Source organism: Phaeobacter sp. SYSU ZJ3003 (genome assembly GCF_041300735.1).
Lineage (GTDB): Bacteria > Pseudomonadota > Alphaproteobacteria > Rhodobacterales > Rhodobacteraceae > Phycobacter > Phycobacter gallaeciensis_A.
In genome coordinates this window covers 23,695-42,443 of sequence record NZ_PXNU01000026.1, presented here as the reverse complement: position 1 = coordinate 42,443, position 18,749 = coordinate 23,695, and the positions used below count along the sequence as shown (strand labels likewise).

The 18,749-nt window shown below is 63.2% G+C and carries 18 protein-coding genes; 10 read left to right on the top strand and 8 right to left on the bottom strand.

Features of this window, described 5'->3' with window-relative positions; translation table 11 throughout:
* A partial coding sequence (locus tag C6W91_RS10710; RefSeq protein WP_370570808.1) for a hypothetical protein occupies window positions 1-242 on the top strand: 242 nt, incomplete at its 5' end.
* A 65-nt stretch (window positions 243-307) separates the two neighbouring features.
* On the opposite strand, the gene C6W91_RS10705 is transcribed toward C6W91_RS10710, so the two are convergent.
* Entirely contained in the window at window positions 308-1,156 is an 849-nt protein-coding gene (locus C6W91_RS10705) for an LOG family protein (protein WP_274831662.1), read from the bottom strand.
* 145 nt (window positions 1,157-1,301) lie between these two features.
* Here C6W91_RS10705 and C6W91_RS10700 point away from each other — a divergent pair, with 145 nt between their 5' ends.
* From C6W91_RS10700 to dapD, 3 genes are all read left to right on the top strand, one after another.
* Window positions 1,302-2,231 carry a threonine/serine dehydratase gene (locus C6W91_RS10700; RefSeq protein ID WP_370570807.1) on the top strand — a complete coding sequence of 310 codons (930 nt, stop codon included), beginning with the start codon at window positions 1,302-1,304 and terminating at the stop codon, window positions 2,229-2,231.
* Between the two features lie 38 nt (window positions 2,232-2,269).
* Window positions 2,270-2,869 carry a GntR family transcriptional regulator gene (locus C6W91_RS10695; protein WP_065272178.1) on the top strand — a complete coding sequence of 200 codons (600 nt, stop codon included), beginning with the start codon at window positions 2,270-2,272 and terminating at the stop codon, window positions 2,867-2,869.
* A 108-nt stretch (window positions 2,870-2,977) separates the two neighbouring features.
* A complete protein-coding gene (gene dapD, locus C6W91_RS10690) occupies window positions 2,978-3,805 on the top strand; it encodes a 2,3,4,5-tetrahydropyridine-2,6-dicarboxylate N-succinyltransferase (RefSeq protein ID WP_065273668.1) in 828 nt (275 codons plus the stop codon).
* A 55-nt stretch (window positions 3,806-3,860) separates the two neighbouring features.
* On the opposite strand, the gene hutU is transcribed toward dapD, so the two are convergent.
* Genes hutU through hutI form a run of 4 tightly spaced genes read right to left on the bottom strand, consistent with a single transcriptional unit; the run spans window position 3,861 to window position 9,038 of the window.
* Window positions 3,861-5,528 (bottom strand): urocanate hydratase, encoded by a 1,668-nt coding sequence (hutU, locus tag C6W91_RS10685; protein ID WP_370570806.1) that lies wholly within the window; start codon window positions 5,526-5,528, stop codon window positions 3,861-3,863.
* Window positions 5,525-6,307: an N-formylglutamate deformylase gene (gene hutG, locus C6W91_RS10680; RefSeq protein ID WP_274837912.1), complete on the bottom strand. Its 783-nt coding sequence runs from the start codon at window positions 6,305-6,307 to the stop codon at window positions 5,525-5,527. The genes hutU and hutG overlap by 4 nt, the downstream gene beginning before the upstream one ends.
* Window positions 6,304-7,827, bottom strand: a complete 1,524-nt coding sequence (gene hutH / locus C6W91_RS10675; RefSeq protein ID WP_274837911.1) for a histidine ammonia-lyase — start codon at window positions 7,825-7,827, stop codon at window positions 6,304-6,306. Before hutH ends, hutG begins: the two co-directional genes overlap by 4 nt.
* Window positions 7,824-9,038, bottom strand: a complete 1,215-nt coding sequence (hutI, locus tag C6W91_RS10670; RefSeq protein ID WP_274837910.1) for an imidazolonepropionase — start codon at window positions 9,036-9,038, stop codon at window positions 7,824-7,826. The genes hutH and hutI overlap by 4 nt, the downstream gene beginning before the upstream one ends.
* Before the next feature lie 74 nt (window positions 9,039-9,112).
* Between hutI and C6W91_RS10665 the strand changes: the two genes are divergently transcribed.
* Window positions 9,113-10,480 carry a formimidoylglutamate deiminase gene (locus C6W91_RS10665; RefSeq protein ID WP_274837909.1) on the top strand — a complete coding sequence of 456 codons (1,368 nt, stop codon included), beginning with the start codon at window positions 9,113-9,115 and terminating at the stop codon, window positions 10,478-10,480.
* 77 nt (window positions 10,481-10,557) lie between these two features.
* Entirely contained in the window at window positions 10,558-11,259 is a 702-nt protein-coding gene (locus C6W91_RS10660) for a GntR family transcriptional regulator (RefSeq protein ID WP_274829401.1), read from the top strand.
* Between the two features lie 15 nt (window positions 11,260-11,274).
* On the opposite strand, the gene C6W91_RS10655 is transcribed toward C6W91_RS10660, so the two are convergent.
* The gene (locus C6W91_RS10655) at window positions 11,275-12,846 is read right to left on the bottom strand and encodes a choice-of-anchor L domain-containing protein (RefSeq protein ID WP_065272172.1); all 1,572 of its coding nucleotides are present in this window, start codon (window positions 12,844-12,846) and stop codon (window positions 11,275-11,277) included.
* Window positions 12,847-13,032: 186 nt separating this feature from the next.
* On the opposite strand from C6W91_RS10655, the gene C6W91_RS10650 reads away from it, so the two are divergent.
* A complete protein-coding gene (locus C6W91_RS10650; RefSeq protein WP_065273666.1) occupies window positions 13,033-13,380 on the top strand; it encodes a hypothetical protein in 348 nt (115 codons plus the stop codon).
* A 21-nt stretch (window positions 13,381-13,401) separates the two neighbouring features.
* Here the strand turns inward: C6W91_RS10650 and C6W91_RS10645 are convergent, their stop codons facing one another.
* The gene (locus C6W91_RS10645; protein WP_065272171.1) at window positions 13,402-14,430 is read right to left on the bottom strand and encodes a transporter substrate-binding domain-containing protein; all 1,029 of its coding nucleotides are present in this window, start codon (window positions 14,428-14,430) and stop codon (window positions 13,402-13,404) included.
* 168 nt (window positions 14,431-14,598) lie between these two features.
* The gene (locus C6W91_RS10640) at window positions 14,599-16,170 is read right to left on the bottom strand and encodes a Hint domain-containing protein (RefSeq protein ID WP_274837908.1); all 1,572 of its coding nucleotides are present in this window, start codon (window positions 16,168-16,170) and stop codon (window positions 14,599-14,601) included.
* 364 nt (window positions 16,171-16,534) lie between these two features.
* Between C6W91_RS10640 and dapE the strand changes: the two genes are divergently transcribed.
* From dapE to C6W91_RS10625, 3 genes are read left to right on the top strand one after another with little or no spacing between them, the layout of a single operon-like run.
* Window positions 16,535-17,680, top strand: coding sequence for a succinyl-diaminopimelate desuccinylase (gene dapE / locus C6W91_RS10635; protein ID WP_370570805.1), 1,146 nt, complete (start codon window positions 16,535-16,537; stop codon window positions 17,678-17,680).
* Entirely contained in the window at window positions 17,677-18,102 is a 426-nt protein-coding gene (locus C6W91_RS10630) for a GNAT family N-acetyltransferase (RefSeq protein ID WP_274837906.1), read from the top strand. The genes dapE and C6W91_RS10630 overlap by 4 nt, the downstream gene beginning before the upstream one ends.
* A gap of 1 nt (window position 18,103) precedes the next feature.
* Complete coding sequence (locus C6W91_RS10625) at window positions 18,104-18,700, top strand: TIGR04282 family arsenosugar biosynthesis glycosyltransferase (protein ID WP_274837905.1); 597 nt, start codon at window positions 18,104-18,106, stop codon at window positions 18,698-18,700.
* The last annotated feature ends 49 nt before the right edge of the window (window positions 18,701-18,749 follow it).

Genomic DNA, 18,749 nt, shown 5'->3' with positions numbered 1-18,749 from the left:
TCCGCCCGCCTCGTCAGGTTCAATTTATCACTGAAACAGAGGCGACAACTATCCTGACTGAGGGGGAACCGGGCGTTCTGACCATGATCCGTGATGAGCGTGAAAAGGCGCTGAGCACCCGTGAATGGCAATTTCGCCTGCGTGGCTATGGCTATGGCATCAAGACGATCGAAGGCGAACAGATCCTGACCCGTCTGCCCCAGGGCATCGCGGTTGGCGTGTTGCCGCCGGAGTTTTTCTGAGCAGCCCGCATCCCCCACGCATTGGTGACGGATGCGGTGCGGCCGAATTTGGCTCGGCAGTCTGATTACATGTCGCGGTCCGGCAAAGCGCCGCGCGCCGGAGCAGGCTCCCAGTTATCGATAATCTCCACGGCCTCTTGTGCCGTTTCGACGAACCGGAACAGGTCGAGATCCTGATCGGAAATGGTCCCGGCATCCGCCAGGGCCTCCCAGTTGATGATTTTTTCCCAGAACGCGCGCCCGAATAGAATGAAGGGCACCCGTTCCATGCGGCCGGTCTGGATCAGGGTGAGGCTCTCGAACAGTTCATCCAGAGTACCAAAGCCACCCGGAAAAACGGTGATCGCCCGGGCCCGCATCAGAAAGTGCATCTTGCGCACCGCGAAATAGTGGAAGTTAAAGCTGAGATCCGGCGTCACATAGAGGTTCGGTGCCTGCTCATGCGGCAGAACGATGCCAAGGCCGATCGAATGCCCCCCGGCATCGCTGGCACCTAGGTTCCCTGCCTCCATCACGCCCGGCCCGCCGCCCGTCACGATGACATTGTGCTGTCCAACAGTCTCCAGGGATGTCAGCGTCATCAGCCGGGCAAATTCCCGCGCCTCGTCGTAGAAATGAGAAAGATCCGCAAGGGTCTGCGTGCGGGCCTGCTCCTTGTTTTGCGGGCTGGGAATGCGCGCGCCGCCGAACATGACGATGGTGCTTTCGATCCCCTTTTCATCCAGCAGCAACTGCGGTTTCAAAAGTTCCAGCTGCAACCGCACAGGGCGCAGCTCGTCCCGCAGCATGAAATCGCTGTCGTCAAAGGCCAGCCGGTAGGACGGGGACCGGGTCTGCGGCGTATGCGGCAGATGTTCGGCCCGGCTCCGGTCGGACTGGGCGTCTGGAAACCGGCTTTTGCGATCGTCGCTCATGTGAAAAGACCTGCGTGTTATGCTCAACTGATGCCCTGTCTATCGCTGCCCTGCCCCCGGCGCCAGCCCACGCGCACCGCTCGGCTCTTGCACCCGGAGCGAAGTGGCGTAGTCTCCCGCCGAAAGACAAGAAAAGGCGGACGACATGGATTGGACAAGCGATATCGCAGCAGCGGCAGAGCGCATTCGGGACCACGTGCAGGTGACCCCCGTGTTGCAGACGAAAGGGTTTGATCTGGACCGGCCGATCGAGCTGAAGCTTGAACACATGCAGCATACCGGCAGCTTCAAGGCGCGTGGCGCCTTCAACACCCTGCTCAGCTGTGATGTTCCAGAGGCAGGCATCGTCGCAGCCTCGGGCGGGAACCACGGCGCGGCAGTGGCCTATGCCGCCAGCAAACTGGGTCATCGCGCCCGCATCTACGTGCCCGAGATGGCAGGCCCCGCGAAAATTTCACTGATCCGCGACACCGGCGCCGATCTTCAGGTGGTGCCCGGCGCCTATGCCAACGCGCTGGAACTGGCGCAGGCCTATGAACAGGAAACAGGCGCCATGCAGGTGCATGCCTATGATGCGCCCGGCACCGTGGCCGGTCAGGGCACCTGTTTCGCCGAATGGCAGGATCAGGGACTGGAAGCCGACACCGTGGTGATCGCGGTCGGCGGTGGCGGGCTGATCGCCGGGGCGCTGGCCTGGTTCAATGGCGCCAAGAAGATCGTCGCGGTCGAACCCGACACCTCCTGCGCGCTCAATGCCGCACTGGCCGCCGGGGCACCGATCGATGTCGAGGTTTCAGGCGTCGCCGCCAACGCGCTTGGCGCCAAACGCATCGGGTCGATCTGCTATGATCTGGCGCAGGCGCGCGGCGTCACATCGGTCACGGTTCCGGACGAGGCCATCACCCGCGCGCAGCATGCCCTGTGGCGCGAGCGGCGCATCCTGACCGAACCGGCGGGCGCAACCGCACTGGCGGCGCTGATGTCCGGCGCCTACCAGCCTGCCCCCGGCGAACGTGTGTCTGTGCTGGTCTGTGGTGGCAATATCGCCCCAGATCCGCTTCAGCCGCAGGGCTAAGGCTTGCGGCAGGGCCAAAGGCACCCTATCGCAGGGCCATGACCGCCACGATCGCAGACAGGATCTATAGCGCGCTGAGCGAGCGCATCGTCACCGGGCAATTGCCCGCGGGCGAAAAGCTGCGTCAGGACCACATCGCCCGCGAATTCGACACCAGCCATGTGCCAGTGCGCGAGGCGCTGTTGCGGCTTGAGGCGCACGGGCTGGCACGGTCAGAGCCGCGCCGGGGCACCCGCGTCAGCGCGCTGGATCCGGCCGAGATCCGCGAGGTGATCGAAATGCGGGTGGCGCTGGAGGTGCTGGCGCTGACCCATGCCTTCCCCCGGCTCAGCGACGCCGACATCGCCGCCGCCGACACAGCCCGTATCGCCTGCGACGAGGCCGAGGACATGGCCAGCTGGGAACGGCTCAACCGCCAGTTCCACCGCATCATCCTGGCACCCTGCGGGATGCCGCGGCTGCTGGCCTCGATCGACGATTTGCACATCGCAGCGGCCCGGCACCTGTTTGCCAACTGGCAGCACCAGTGGCGGCAGCGCGCCGACAAGGACCACGCCGCCATCGTGCAGGCGATGATGCGCCGCGATGCGGCAGCGGCCTGCGAAATCCTGCGCCGCCACCTGCGCCGGGTGCGATAGATCGTCTGAGGACGCTCAAAGCCGCTGTTTCACCGCAATCCGCACATGACCTTCCCCCCGAATACCGCTATGAAAGCGCGAAACGACATTCTTGCCGGAGATACACGCATGTCCAACGCACAGCTGGAAACCGCAATCGAAGCCGCCTGGGAGGCTCGTGACACCATCACCCCCGCCACCACCGGCGAGCAGCGCGAAGCAATCGAAGATACGCTTAACGCGCTCGACAGCGGCAGCTTGCGCGTGGCCGAAAAGCTGGAAAACGGCGACTGGCATGTGAACCAATGGGCCAAGAAGGCCGTGCTGCTGGGCTTCCGCATCAAGGACATGGAAATCCAGTCCGGCGGCCCGCAGGGCTCTGGCTGGTGGGACAAGGTCGACAGCAAATTCCTGGGCTGGGGTGAAAACCAGTGGAAGGCCGCAGGCTTCCGCGCCGTGCCGAACTGCGTCGTGCGCAAATCCGCCTTCATCGCGCCGGGCGTGGTCCTGATGCCCTCCTTCGTGAACCTCGGCGCCTACGTCGATGAGGGCACCATGGTCGACACCTGGGCCACCGTCGGCTCCTGCGCACAGATCGGCAAGAACGTTCACCTGTCGGGCGGCGTCGGCATCGGCGGCGTTCTGGAACCCATGCAGGCCGGCCCCACCATCATCGAGGACAACTGCTTCATCGGCGCCCGTTCCGAAGTGGTCGAAGGCTGCATCGTGCGCGAAGGCTCGGTGCTGGGCATGGGCGTCTACATCGGCAAGTCGACCAAGATCGTCGACCGTGAAACCGGCGAAGTGATGTATGGCGAAGTGCCGCCTTACTCGGTCGTGGTCTCCGGCTCCATGCCGTCGAAGAACGGCATCAACCTTTACTGTGCGGTAATCGTGAAGCGCGTCGATGCGCAGACCCGCTCCAAGACCGGCATCAACGAGCTGCTGCGCGACTGATCCCGGCCTTGACTGGCACTGTTGGAAACGCGCCCCCTCCGGGGCGCGTTTTTCGTTAGAGGATGCCCGGCAGGTTCAGCTGGTGCTCACGCGCGCAGTCGTTGGCGATCTCATATCCTGCATCGGCGTGGCGTATGACGCCGGTGGCCGGATCGTTCCACAGCACCCGTGCGATACGGCGGTCGGCGTCCTCGCTGCCATCGCAGCAGATCACCACGCCGGAGTGCTGCGAAAAGCCCATCCCAACCCCACCGCCATGGTGCAGCGACACCCAGGTCGCCCCCGAGGCGGTATTGAGCAGCGCATTCAGCAGCGGCCAGTCCGACACCGCGTCGGATCCATCCATCATCGCCTCCGTCTCGCGATTGGGCGAGGCGACCGAGCCGCTATCGAGGTGATCGCGGCCGATGACGACCGGCGCCGACAACTCGCCATTGCGAACCATCTCGTTGAAGGCCAGCCCGGCCCGATGCCGGTCGCCAAGGCCGATCCAGCAGATCCTCGCAGGCAGGCCCTGAAAGGCGATCCGTTCCTCTGCCATATCAAGCCAGCGATGCAGGCCCTCGTTCTCGGGGAACAGCTCTTTCATCTTGGCGTCGGTCTTGCGGATATCCTCGGGATCGCCCGACAGGGCACACCAGCGGAAGGGACCAATGCCCCGGCAGAACAGCGGGCGGATATAGGCGGGCACGAAACCGGGGAAGTCAAAGGCGTTTTCCAGCCCCTCCTCCAGCGCCATCTGGCGGATGTTGTTGCCGTAGTCGACTGTGGGAATGCCCATCGCGTGGAACTGGCACATCGCCTCGACCTGCACCTTCATCGAGGCACGAGCGGCCTTTTCCACCGCTTTAGGGTCTGTTTCTCGCTTCTGCTTCCACTCGCCCATGGTCCAGCCCTGCGGCAGGTAACCATTCACCGGGTCATGGGCCGAGGTCTGGTCCGTCACCAGATCGGGGCGGACGCCGCGGGCAACCAACTCGGCAAAGACATCGGCCGCATTGCCCAGAAGGCCAACGGATTTTGCCTCTCCGGCGGCAGTCCAGCGGTCGATCATCGCCAGGGCCTCGTCCAGGGTCTCGGCCTTCTCGTCGAGGTATTTCGTGCGCAGGCGAAAATCGATGCTGTCGGGGTTGCATTCCACCGCCAGACAGCAGGCGCCCGCAAAGACCGCTGCCAGAGGCTGCGCACCGCCCATGCCGCCAAGTCCGCCAGTCAGGATCCACTTGCCACGCATATCGCCGCCATAGTGCTGACGACCTGCCTCGGCAAAGGTTTCATAGGTGCCCTGCACGATGCCCTGGGTGCCGATGTAGATCCAGGACCCGGCGGTCATCTGGCCGTACATCATCAGCCCCTTTTTATCGAGTTCGTTGAAATGGTCCCAATTCGCCCAATGCGGCACAAGGTTCGAGTTGGCGATCAACACGCGCGGCGCATCCTTGTGGGTCTGGAAGACGCCAACGGGTTTGCCCGATTGCACCAGCAGGGTCTGATCTTCTTCGAGCGCGCGCAGGTTGTCGACGATCAGATCGAAGTCCTTCCAGGTCCGCGCCGCACGCCCGATACCGCCATAGACCACCAGTTCGTGCGGATTTTCCGCCACATCCGGGTGCAGGTTGTTCATCAGCATCCGCAGCGGCGCCTCGGTCAGCCAGCTTTTTGCGCTGATCTCGGGGCCGGTGGGGGGATAGATATCGCGGTTGTTCTTGCGGGGATCGCTCATGTCGGCCTCCAGGTTTTCAGATCGGTGAGAATACGGCTCAGATGCGCCTGCAGCCGGTCAGCGCGGGCAGCGTCATAGGTCCAGGGCGCCTGTTCAAGGCAATAGCAGCGCTGCGCCAGTTCCATCTGGATCGCATGCAGGCCTTCCGCAGGGCGGCCATAGTGGCGAGTGGTCCAACCGCCCTTGAAACGCCCGTTCAGGATCGCGGTGTAGCCTTCTGCCGCCTCGCAATGGGCCAGGGTCAGCGCCTCGATCTCCGGATCGCAGGTCGTGCCCATATTGGTGCCGACGTTGAAATCCGGCAGCAGCCCGTCAAAGAGGAAGGGAATTTCGCCCCGGATCGAATGGCAGTCATAGAGAATGGCAAAGCCGTGCTGTGCCCTGACCCGCTCCAGCTCTGCCGCAAGCGCGGCGTGATAGGGCGCATGATAGGCGTCGCGGCGGCGGGCGATCTCTGCTTCGTCCGGCTCCGCCCCTGCTGTCCAGATCGCCCGTCCGTCGAAATCGGTCAGCGGCACCAACGTCGTGGTGTTCTGCCCGGGATACAGGCTGACACCCGCCGGATCGCGGTTCACGTCGATGACATAGCGATGGACCGGGGTGCGCACGGTGGTGACCTCTTCCACCAGCCCCGCGAAAAGGTCGTGAATGTGCCAGTCGGTATCGGCCAGTGCCCGACCCACCTCGTTCAGCCCCGCCCAGATTTCCGGCGGAACGTCGGTGCCGGTATGCGGCAGCCCCAGAACCAAAGGAGCAGAGCCACGGGTAACCTCGATCATCGCAGCACCTCTGTTCCGGCGGCCCGGGCGATTTCACCGCTGCGGATCATGGCGCTGGCGGCCTCAATCTCGGGGGCGAGGTAGCGATCTTCGGCGAGCGGCGGGATCTCCGCCCGCAGCGCCTGCAGCACCTCCGTCAGCCGATCAGAGGTCACCAGCGGCGCCCGTGCCTCGACCCCTTGGGCGGCGCAGAGCAATTCGACGCCAAGGATCACAGACAGATTCGCGTTCATCCGCCCCAGCCGCAGTGCGCCATGGGCGGCCATCGACACGTGATCTTCCTGATTGGCAGAGGTGGGGGTGGAATCGGTGACACAGGGATTGGCGAGATGCTTGTTCTCGCTCATCAGGGCCGCAGTCGTGACCTCGGCAATCATGAAACCGGAATTGAGCCCCGGATCGGGGGTTAAGAAGGGCGGCAGGTCAAAGGACAGCGACGGATCCACCATCAGCGCCACGCGGCGCTGCGCGATGGCACCGATCTCCGCCACGGCGAGGGCAATCTGATCAGCGGCGAAGCCAACGTATTCGGCGTGAAAATTGCCGCCCGACACGATCTTCCCAGCCTCGACCAGCACCAGCGGATTGTCGGTGACGGCGTTCGCCTCGATCTCCAGCGTTGCGGCAGCCATCCGCAGCACGTCCAGCGCCGCGCCCAGCACCTGCGGCTGACAGCGGATGCAATAGGGATCCTGCACCCGGCTGTCACCGTCACGGTGGCTTTCGCGGATCTCGCTACCACTCATGATGGCGCGCATCTCGCGGGCCACGTCGATCTGTCCGGCATGCCCCCTGAGTGCGTGAATATCCGCGATCAGCGGCGCGGTGGACCCCATGATCGCATCCGTTGTCAGCGCCGCCACCACGATGGAGGCTTCGGCCAGACGCCAGGCATCAAACAATCCGGCTAGAGCGCAGGCGGTGGAAAACTGGGTGCCGTTGATCAGGCCCAGCCCTTCCTTTGGCCCCAGAACGATCGGCTCCAGCCCCGCCAGTTCCAGCGCCCTGGCGCCGGGCATGCGCGCCCCGTCATAGGTAGCCTCGCCTTCGCCGATCATCACCGCCGCCATATGCGCCAGCGGTGCCAGATCGCCCGAGGCGCCGACAGAGCCTTGCGAGGGCACAACGGGAATGACCCCGCATGCCAGCATAGCCTCGATCTGGGCGATCACCGCCCAGCGCACACCGGAGGCGCCCCGTCCCATCGAGAGCAGTTTGAGCGCCATCATCAAGCGGGTGCGGTCTGCAGGCAGCGGATCGCCGACACCGCAGCAATGGCTGAGGATCAGATTGCGTTGCAGGGTGGCGGTGTCTTCCGGCGCGATCCGGGTCGAGGCGAGTTTGCCGAATCCTGTGTTGATGCCATAGACCGCCGCATCGCCCGCTGCGGCCTCTGCCACCATCCGGGCCGCAGCCTCGACAGCGGAGCGCGCCGCCGGGTCCAGCCGGACCGGGGTGTCAGAGCGATACAGGGTTTCGAGCGTTTGCAGCGTCACCGCGCCCGGGGTCATCTCAATCATGGTCTGCCTTCGAAAATACGTGCGTGGAGCGGGTTGAAACCGATGCGATAGGACAGCTCGGCCGGGCGGCTGACGTTCCAGATGGCCAGATCGGCGCGCAGGCCCGCCGCTATGCGGCCCCGGTCCGAAAGGCCCAGCGCCTGCGCCGCATGGCAGGTCACCCCGGCCAGTGTCTCTTCCGGGGTCATGCGGAACAGGGTGCAACCCATGTTCATCGCCATCAGGAGCGAGGTCATCGGCGAGGAACCGGGATTGCAGTCCGTTGCCAGCGCCATCGGCACGCCGTGGTCACGAAACAGCGCGATGGGCGGCGCCTGGGTTTCCCGGATCATGTAATAGGCACCGGGCAGGATGGTCGCGACACTGCCTGCCCCGGCCATTGCCGCAGCATCCGCCGCATTGGCATATTCAAGGTGATCGACCGACAGCGCCCCATAACGCGCGGCCAGCGCGGTGCCGCCCTGACGGCTCAGCTGCTCGGCATGCAGTTTGACCGGCAGACCCAGTTCCTGCGCGCAGACAAAGACCTGTTCGATCTCAGCCGGGGAGAAAGCGATGTTTTCGCAGAACCCGTCCACCGCATCGACCAGCCCTTCATCATGGGCCGCGCGCAGGGTGGGCAAGCAGACCTCCTGCAGATAGGCCCCAGCACGGCCGGTGTATTCCGGCGGCACGGCGTGGGCGCCCAGAAAGGTCGTGATGACTGTCACCGGGCGCATCTGCCCCAACCGACGGGCGGCGCGCAGCATTGTCAGCTCAGCCTCGCGGTCCAGCCCATAGCCGGATTTGATTTCGACCGTGGTGATCCCTTCGGCGATCAGCGCATCCAGACGCGGCAGGGCGCTCGCAACCAGTTCCTGTTCTGACGCGGCGCGAGTGGCCGAAACGGTCGAGACGATGCCGCCCCCGGCACGGGCGAGTTCTGCATAGGATGCGCCGTTCAGACGCATTTCAAATTCCCGCGCCCGGTCTCCGCCGAACACCAGATGGGTGTGGCAGTCGATGAGCGCAGGCGTCAGCAGCCGCCCTTCGAGATCCTGCCGGTCCCAGTCTGCGTAAGTATCAGGCAGGTCAGCCTCAGCTCCGATCCAGTCGATCAGGCCATCCTTGATGGCGACAGCCGCTGCGGGAATCAGCCCATAAGGCGCGCGCCCCTGCACCAGCGTGGCAGCAGGTCCTCCGGTCAGCACGTATCGGGATGCGTCAGTCATCAGCCCCTCACAAAGTTCTTGATGCAGGATTGATATGAGCATATTCATATTATGTCTATACATAAGGTGATCAGATGCAGACAATTTTTGCACGGCAGGCCCGCACCCCATCGGGATGGGTTCAGAACGTCCGGCTGAGGATTGAGAGTGGAGCCATTGCAAAGATCACCGCCAATGCGGCGCCCGGCGATGGGGATACCTGCGTCGACACGCTGCTGCCGGGGCTGGCCAACCTGCACTCGCATAGTTTTCAGCGGGCGATGGCGGGGATGAGCGAATACCGCGCCGCCGGGCAGGACAGTTTCTGGACCTGGCGGCAGCTGATGTATCGCTTTCTCGACCACCTCAGCCCTGAGCAGTATCAGGCCATCGCTGCGCTGACTTTCATGGAGATGCTTGAGGCCGGGTACACCGCCGTGGGTGAGTTCCACTATGTCCACCACCAACCCGGTGGCGCCCTCTATGATGACCCTGCCGAGCTGAGCAACCGGGTCTTTGCCGCCGCTGACGAGACCGGTATCGGCCTGACGCATCTGCCGGTTTTGTATTCCTATGGCGGGGCTGGGCAGCAGCCTCTGACAGGTGGGCAATTGCGGTTCGGCAATTCGGTGGACGGGTTTGCCGATCTTGTGGCGCAGGTTCGCAGAAATGCTGACCGAGACCTGCCCGCCGACACCCGCGTTGGCATCGCTCCGCACTCCCTGCGCGCCACCAGCCCCGAAGATCTGGCAGAGGTCCTGAAGATCCAAGACGGCGCGCCGGTCCATATCCATATCGCCGAACAACCCGCCGAGGTGAAGGATATCCAAGACTGGCTGGGCGCCCGTCCTGTCGAATGGCTGCTGAACAACGCGCCGGTGGGCAAGGACTGGTGCCTGATCCACGCCACCCATATGACCGAGGCGGAAACCCGAGCACTGGCCACATCGGGCGCGGTTGCGGGGCTGTGCCCGATCACCGAGGCAAATCTGGGCGATGGCCCCTTCAATGGGGCGGAATATCTGGCCCATGGCGGGCGCTTCGGGATCGGATCGGATTCCAATATCCGCATCGCCCTGCCCGAAGAGCTGCGCCAGCTGGAGTATTCCCAGCGCTTGCGCGATCTGGCCCGCAACGTGATGACCCCGGGACCGGGATCCGTCGGCGACACCCTGTATCTGGGCGCCGCCCGGGGCGGGGCGCAGGCGCTGGGCCGCGCCGCCGGACAGATCGAGACCGGGGCGCTGGCCGATCTTATTGCCGTCGACACCTCTCTGCCTGCTCTCTGTGCGCTGACGCCCGAACAACTGCTGGACGGTCTGTGCTTCGCCGCGGGTGACGGCGCCGTCACCGATGTCTGGAGCGCCGGACGTCATCAGGTGAAACAGGGGCGCCACGTGGGCCGGGAGCAGATTCTGGCCGCCTTCGGCGACGCAGTGCAGTCCTTGCGCGCCGCACTCTGACCGCGCGACTTTACAAAACGCGCCCGGGCGCCGAGAACGGATCGACCCTTTCGCCACAACCAGCAGCAGGACAGCCGGTGCAGCCACAAAAGAAAACCAGTTTTCAGGATATCCGGGACGAGGTGCTGCGCCGCATTCAGGACCGGGTTTGGGATCAGGGTGCCCTACTCCCCACTGAACAGGAGTTGTCCGAGGAATTCGGCTGCGCCCGCGCCACGGTGAACCGCGCGCTGCGCGAACTGGCCGAACGTGGCATCATCGACCGCAAGCGCAAGAGCGGCACGCGCGTTGCCATCGCGCCGGTGAAACAGGCGCGGCTGGAAATCACCGTGACCCGCCAGCAGGTCGAAGACATGAATGCGGTGTATCGCTACCGGCTGGTCAGCCGTGCCGCCGTGCCTGCGCCGGGGTGGCTGTCCTCGCAGATGGGGCTGACGGCGGGGGCAGAGGTCCTGCATCTGCAATGCATGCATTACGCCGACAACAGCCCCTTTCAGTTCGAGGACCGCTGGATCAATATCGACGCGGTACCGGATGTCGCGGAGGCGGATTTTTCGCAGACCGGGCCGAATGAATGGCTGCTGTCACGGGTCCCCTTTTCAAATGCCGAAATCACCCTGTCCTCGGTGGCGGCGGATGCCGCGCTGGCCGGGTTCCTTGGCACGCAAGAGGGCACACCACTGTTCCTCATGGAACGGGCAACCTGGTTTCAGGAGCAGCCAGTGACTTTTGTCCGGATGCATTTTCACCCGGGCTACCGGATGCGCACCCAGTACTGATCCCGCACCTGAACCTTAGCCAGCCTTCAGCAGTAGCTGGCTTTCGTATCCTTTCAGCGCCGGACGGGCAGAAGGGCCGTAGGCGGACCAGTCGCCGCCAATGAGGTGCAGGATCTCCGCCCGCGTTTCACCATCAAAACTGGCAGCGGTTTCAAGGCCGGGATGATAGCTTTCGCTCTCCAACCCGTTGCCCCGGATGATCTCGTGCCGGTCAAACAGCAGGTGCACATAGGTCACCGGGCCGCCATCACGGCGCATGCGGATGCTGTCGCCGTTGACCAGATCCTTGGCCTTGACCAGAACCTGCGGCGCACCAAACAACAGCTCTGCCCGATCCGAGGACACAAGAACCCGGTGGCAGGGCGACAGCTCTAGCGCAGCGTGATCGCCCAGCGCGCCTGCGACCAGGACAACCGGCGCATCGGCGCCCTCTGCGCGGCGGTGGCTGCGGCCGACCCAGCGCAGCGGCTGCAATCCATTGTCACGGGTATGAACCAGAGTACCCGGCTCCAGCCTCTCCACCGGCTGCAGCCCCGCGGCGGTATCAATTAACGTCCCGGCCACGAAACAGGGGACCGTGGTCATTTTCACCAGACCCGTGTCGGTATTCCCCAGCCCATCGGCAACCGTATAGGTAAAAGTCGTGGTCTCGGGATCGTCGACATCATCCTGCGCGGCAATGTCAAAGGTGCCATCGTCATTCAGGGTGATGCGCTGGCCGCCCGACAGGGTGACGGTGCTACCCGCCACCACCGGCTGGCCGTTGATATGGGTGATGGTCAGCGTCGTGCCGGGCGTGTGGCTGTCATTGGTCAGCACATCCAGCGTGTCCGAACTGCCCTCATCCAGCGTGATTGCGTCATCCCCTGCCACCAGCGCGGTCTGGATAGAGTCCCCAGCGATCAGCAGGTTGGAATCGTATTTATCATCACCCGCATCCGCGATGCCGATCTTGATCGAGTTCACCTGCCCCGGCTTGACCGGCGCGGTCAGCGTCAACGTGATGGTGAAGCCATCCATTTCGGTATTGTAGGTGTCGTCATGCTGGTTGTTGTCGACATAAAGATCCTGGTTCGACCCATCGTTGATATTGTCGATGGAAATGTCACCGCTGCCAATCGTCAGCTCGGCCTGCTCGCCGTTGACCCAGACCCCGACCGCGTCGTTGAACCCCTTGTTGACGTACTCCAAATACTCTTCCGAGGAGAACACGAACTGCATGGTCAGCGTCGAGCCCGCGGGAATAAAATTAGCCTCGAACACCGCCGCATCATAGGTCTGCATACCCGCCAGATCGGTCAGGTCGGAATCGCCCGCTTCTCCGTGGCGCGTCGTGGTCCGCGAGCTGGTGTTCACGTCACCGCTGCTGTTGGTCACATCCGCCGCATTGCCAGTCGACAGGATCACGCCGGTGTCCGAGGGGGTGATTTCAGAGGCAACCGTGTCGCCATCCGAATAGATGCCTGAGGCGTCTTTGGCGCCTGTGTAGCTGGCATTGAGAACGGTAATTCCGCTGCCGAACATCGCATCCGCCATCTGCGCCGCAGAGGCTGAGGTATCGACGGGCAACTCGGATGCAATGGGCATAAGATCGGTCCTGAAAAAGCATGAGCAAAACAGAAAATCGGCCCGGCGCGTGAGAACCGGCCCCGCCTCCCTTAGCAGACCCGGAGTTGAGGATCGGTAAACCAGCGCAAATGACAACCGCGCAGACCACTTCTGCAGGCTCTAAGACGATTGACCGCGCAGCGCGCCCCGCGTATGGCCTGCGCCATGGAAAAGAAGAAACCCTCCCGCCAGCAGGTCTATACGCTGCTGGTTCAGATTGGCCGCAAAGAAGGCGACGGGCTGCCCGATGGCGCCTCGGGCGCTGCGCTGATGGTCTATGCCTCGGGCGTGGATGAAGCCGAAGCCGTGCGCGAAACCGTGGCGATCCTGAAACAGGCCGACACCGCGCCGCTGGATGTGACCGGATACGGCACCCTGGCCGAGCGCGAAGCCGAAGGTCACGAGATCGGTGAGGAAGAGCGCGAGTTGATGGACCGCGCACTGGCGGAGAACGCCGTTATCGTCGCTCAGATGACGCCGTTCTTTGACGGGGAAGAACCCACCATCCACTGAACGCGTAACCGGGGGTCCAGATCACCTCGATCCGCCGAACCAGCGTTTATAAAGCTGATCATAAGTGCCGTCTTCTTGCAGTGCCAAGAGCGCGCGGTTGGCTTCTTCCGTGTGCTCTGAGCCCTGCGGGAACAGAAGACCGTAATTCTCCCGCAGGAAAGCAGACCCGATGGTGCGCCCGTGGGCCTCGCCTTCGTGTGTGACGTAGTAATTCAGCACCGGCGCGTCAAAGACCACCGCGTCGATCTTGCGCCCCTCAAAAGCTTCGATCAGCTCTTCCAGCCCCGGGTAGCCATAGAAATCGATATCCCGCCGCTGCAGGAAACCCGACGCCGTCGAACCCTCGATGGTGCCAACCCGCTGGCCATAAAGGTCATTGACGGAATTCACCTTGCCGGTGATCGCCTCGACCGTCATCGCCGTGGTGATCTTTGCGACAAAGACCGACACCACGAACAGCGATGAAATCACCAGCAGCACCCCGAACAGGCGACCGATAGGAGTGCGAGGCACCCGCTCTTCAAAACCGCCATTCACCACCAGATTCAGCGCCCACCAGAAGGACGGAAACCAGGCCTCTTTCAGCGGTCGGTCGAAATAGGGCTGGGCGCGGCGTTCGAATGTCCACATCAGCATGCCACCCCCGAACAGCAGCAGGAACGCCAGACCGATGGCAATCGCCAGATCCCAGGACAGCATGGCCCGCCACAGCGACGGCGCCCGCACGTCCTCGGCATGCACCATGATCTGCAGCCCGCTTTCGAACACTGGCTGGCTGAAATCCATTTCGGTTTCGCGCGCCGCCGTGATCGAGATATTGGCCGCCGCCATATCCACCGTGCCGTTGCGCACGCCCTCCAGCATCTCGGCAAAGGTCTCGGTCCGGTTGATCTCGTAGTTCCAGCCAAGGCGATCAGCCATCGCCTCCACCAGCTCGATCGAGAATCCGGTATCGACCCCATTTTCCACCATTGAAAACGGCGGCCGCGTCACGGTGTTGACCGTCAGCATCTGGGCCAGGCTAACCTGTCCCCAGAGGGCAAACATCATCAATGGAAGAAGACGGAAGAAAGACACGTCGAAATCACGACCCTGGATTAAGGAAATCAGAAATGTCTTAGGCCGTATAATAGCTTCACGCAAGCGTGATGCCGCGCGCTCCCCTCGGGTCATGCTCTGCCCTGCCCAATGGCGCGGCACAGGAGGCAGACTTCTTGCTCAGCCGATCTGCATAGCCGACAGCAAACGCCCCTCAGCCCCGGACAGGGCCCGCCGGGCCGCAGGTCCATAACCGGTGCCGGTTTCCGGGTCCAACTCGGGGAACAGGGCGCAGATTTCGTCCAACACCCTCCGTTCGAACAGGTTCGGGGTTTCCGGACCGGGCAGGAAGCTTTCGCTGGGCAGGTCCTCAGAATAGATCACCTGATGGCGGTCGAACATCAGGTGGACATACTCCACCTCGCGGCAGGGAGAGGGCCGGACCGTTCTGTCATTGATCAGATCCCGCGCCGTCACCAGAACCTCGGGTTCGCCAAACAGGAGTTCCGCCGCAGCGCCGCGCACCAGCACCCGGTGCTGCGGAGAGACGGACAATGTCCGGTGCGCGCCAAAGCTGCCCGCAGCAATCCGTACCGGTGCCAATTCCCCGGTCCCGGCAACCCGGCGCGATCCGGTCCAGCGCACCGGCTGCGGCCCGTCATCGCGGGTCATGACCAGATCCCCGGGCATTAGGCTCTCGACCGGCACTTCGCCGCGCGGGGTGCGGATCAGCGTGCCCGCAACAAAGCAGGGGATCGAAGTCGCATTCACCACCCCGGTATCTGAATTGGTCCCGTTGCTGACGGTATAGGTGAAGGTGAAATCCTCCACGTCGCCATCCCCGACCAAGGTCAGCGTGCCATCACCGTTCAGCTCGACCGTCTGTCCAGTGCTCAGCGTCACCAGCGATCCTGCTGTGACCGCGACACCATTCAGATGGGTAATCGTCAGCGTGCTGCCCGACACATTTGTATCGTTGGCCAGCACATCGATCGTCTTTCTGCCGTCGGCCTGCACGTGCGCCAGATCCGTCTGCGCCACCAGATCTGTCTGGATCGAATCCCCAGCGATCAGAAGGTTACTGTCGTATTTGTTGTCGCCCACATCGGCGATACCGATGCGCAGGGTGTTCACCTCATCCGGGTTGACCACCATCGTTAGCGTCATGGTGAGCGTCAGCCCGTCCATTTCGGTGTTATAGGCATCGCCGGTATTGTCGAGATAGAGGTTCTGATTGTTGGTAGAACTGACAGTGTCCGGGTTGGCGGTGTCGCTACCCACCTCCAACTGTACCTGTTCGCCATTGATCCAGACCGAGACCGAGTCTTGATAGATCGAATCCTGGTATTCCGGAAATTCCTCTGAGGAGAAGATGAACTGCATCGTCATCACTTCGCCATCCGGAATGAAACTCACATCCAGATAGGAGGCATCATAGGTCCGCGCGCCAGCAGCCGCGTTGAAATCGGCGTTGTCGTTCTCACCGCTGGTATTGGTGGACTGGTTGGCCCGCTGGTTCGCCTCGCCGCTGGAATTGGTGTAGTCATCCGCGCGGCCCGTCGACAGGATCACCCCAGTATCGCCCGGCGTTGCACCGGGGGCTATTGTATCGCCCCCCGAGTAGATTGCAGAGGAACGACTGTCACCGGAATAGCTCGCGCTGACCACCGTGACGCCGGTGCCAAAGATCTCTTCCGCCATCTGATCGGCAGACGCCGCCAGATTGTAGTTCAGTTCAGACGCTGCCACCATTGCCCTGCCCTCACTCATAACGATGAGACAGACCATCCGGCGCATTGAAACGCCTTTTCGGCGCCATGCGGGGTAAAGACCCTTCCGGGTCCTGTTTTCCGGGATGCAGTGGCCACATGGACCTGTACTGCGCGTTGGTGACCTGCCTCAGGTCTTCTTGGTTAATGGATTATTAACACGATTCTTTTTGCCTGTCCCCGCCTCTGAAGGGGGTGCACAAAATGACCTTTTTTGCGCCACGTTTCGCCCCCTCTCCGCCCCTTCACAGTCCCATGACCTGCCCCCTTGGCGACCTTCTGGCGGTTTGCACCTTGCCGGGATCCACGCTAGGCCATGACAAACCGGAATTTCAGGAGCCCACCGCATGTCCCCGACCGATCCCGCCCGCCTGACCGCCGATCTGATCCGCTGCCCGTCGGTCACCCCTGAAGAGGGCGGCGCGCTGGAGCTGCTGGAGCAGATTCTAAGCGCAGCAGGCTTTGACTGCGCCCGGGCAGACCGCGGCGGGATCAGCAACCTGTTTGCCCGCTGGGGTGCAAAAGGCCACGCCCGCACCTTTGGCTTCAACGGTCACACCGATGTGGTGCCCGTGGGCGATGAAGCAGCCTGGACCGTCGATCCTTTTGGCGCCGAGGAAAAAGACGGCATCCTTTATGGCCGGGGCGCCACCGACATGAAATCGGGCGTTGCCGCCTTTGCCGCTGCCGCCATCGATTTTGTGCAGACCACCCCGCCCGACGGCGCCGTCATCCTGACCATCACCGGCGATGAAGAAGGCGATGCGCTGGACGGCACCACCGCGCTGCTGGACTATATGCAGGAACAGGGGGAGGCCATGTCGGTCTGCCTGGTGGGGGAACCCACCTGCCCCGACACCATGGGCGAGATGATCAAGATCGGGCGCCGCGGGTCGCTGTCAGCCTGGTTCACCGTGACCGGCAAACAGGGCCATTCCGCCTATCCGCACCGGGCCAACAATCCGCTCAACGCCATGGCGCGGCTGATGGATCGTCTCGCCAGTCACGAGCTGGATCAGGGCACCGAGCATTTCGACGCCTCGACGCTCGCGGTTGTCACCATCGACACCGGCAACCCGGCGACCAACGTGATCCCGGCGCAAAGCCGCGCCACCGCGAACATCCGTTTCAACGATGCCCACAGCGGCGCCAGCCTGACGGAATGGCTGCGGGCAGAAGCCGACAAAGTCGAAGCCGAGTTCGGCACCACCATCGACATGCAGGTCAAAATCTCGGGCGAAAGCTTCATCACGCCGCCGGGCGCACTCTCCGATCTGGTCTCAACCGCAGTGGCGGCGGAAACCGGCGTCACGCCGGAGCTGTCCACCACAGGCGGCACCTCGGACGCGCGCTTTGTCAAATCGCACTGCCCGGTGGTGGAGTTCGGCCTCGTGGGCAAGACCATGCATCAGGTGGATGAAAACGTTGAAATCGCGCAGATTCACCAGCTGAAAGCCATCTATTCCCGCATCCTGAAAGACTATTTCGCATGACGGCGCAGATTGCGGTCACCGAGGACCGCGAGGCCTGTTTTCGCCTGCGGTTCGACGTTTTCGTCACGGAACAGGGCGTGCCGGTCGAGGAAGAGATCGACGCGCTGGACGAGGTGGCAACCCATCTTCTGGCCACGCAGGATGGACACCCCATCGGCACCGCGCGCATCGTCTTTGCCGGTGACACCGCCAAGATCGGGCGCGTTTGCGTCACACAGGCGGGCCGGGGAACCGGTCTAGGCAAGGCGCTGATCCAAAAGGCGGTGGAGATCGCCCGCCAGACACCCGGTATGTCCCGCGCCAAGCTGGGCGCCCAGCTGCACGCCCTCGGCTTTTATGAAAAGCTGGGATTTGCGGCCACCGGCCCCGTCTATGATGACGCCGGGATCGATCACCGCGATATGGTTCTGGATCTGACCTAAGATGAAAAGACAAACCCTTGTCATCATGATCAAGGAACCGCGCCCGGGCCGGGTCAAAACGCGGTTGGGACAGGGGATCGGCGTGATCCCTGCAACCTGGTGGTTTCGTCATCAATCGGCCCGGCTGATCCGCGCCTTGCGCGATCCGCGCTGGCAGATCGTTCTGGCCGTGGCCCCGGACCGGGCCGTCACCTCCCGCGTCTGGCCCGCTGATCTGCCGCGTTTGGCGCAGGGCGGCGGTGATCTGGGGCAGCGCATGAAGCGGATGCTCAAAGGCGTGTCCTCTGCCCCGGCGCATGGCCCCGTCTGCCTGATCGGCGCCGATATTCCCGGCATCACCCGCGCCCATATCGCCCGTGCTTTTGCGGCGCTGGGACACTCGGATGCGGTCTTTGGCCCGGCCACCGATGGTGGCTACTGGCTGGTCGGGGCAAAACACCCGGCCCGCCTGCCGCAGACCCTGTTTCAGAACGTGCGCTGGTCCAGCGAGCACGCGCTGGCCGATTCTGTTGCGACACTGCCGGGCTGGCGCATTGCGCAGACAGACATCTTGAACGACGTGGACACGGCAGCAGATCTGCGTCAAAGCCGCAGCTGACCCGCTCTTTTCATCATGACCTTGTCTTCGGGTCATGATACGCGGGAGA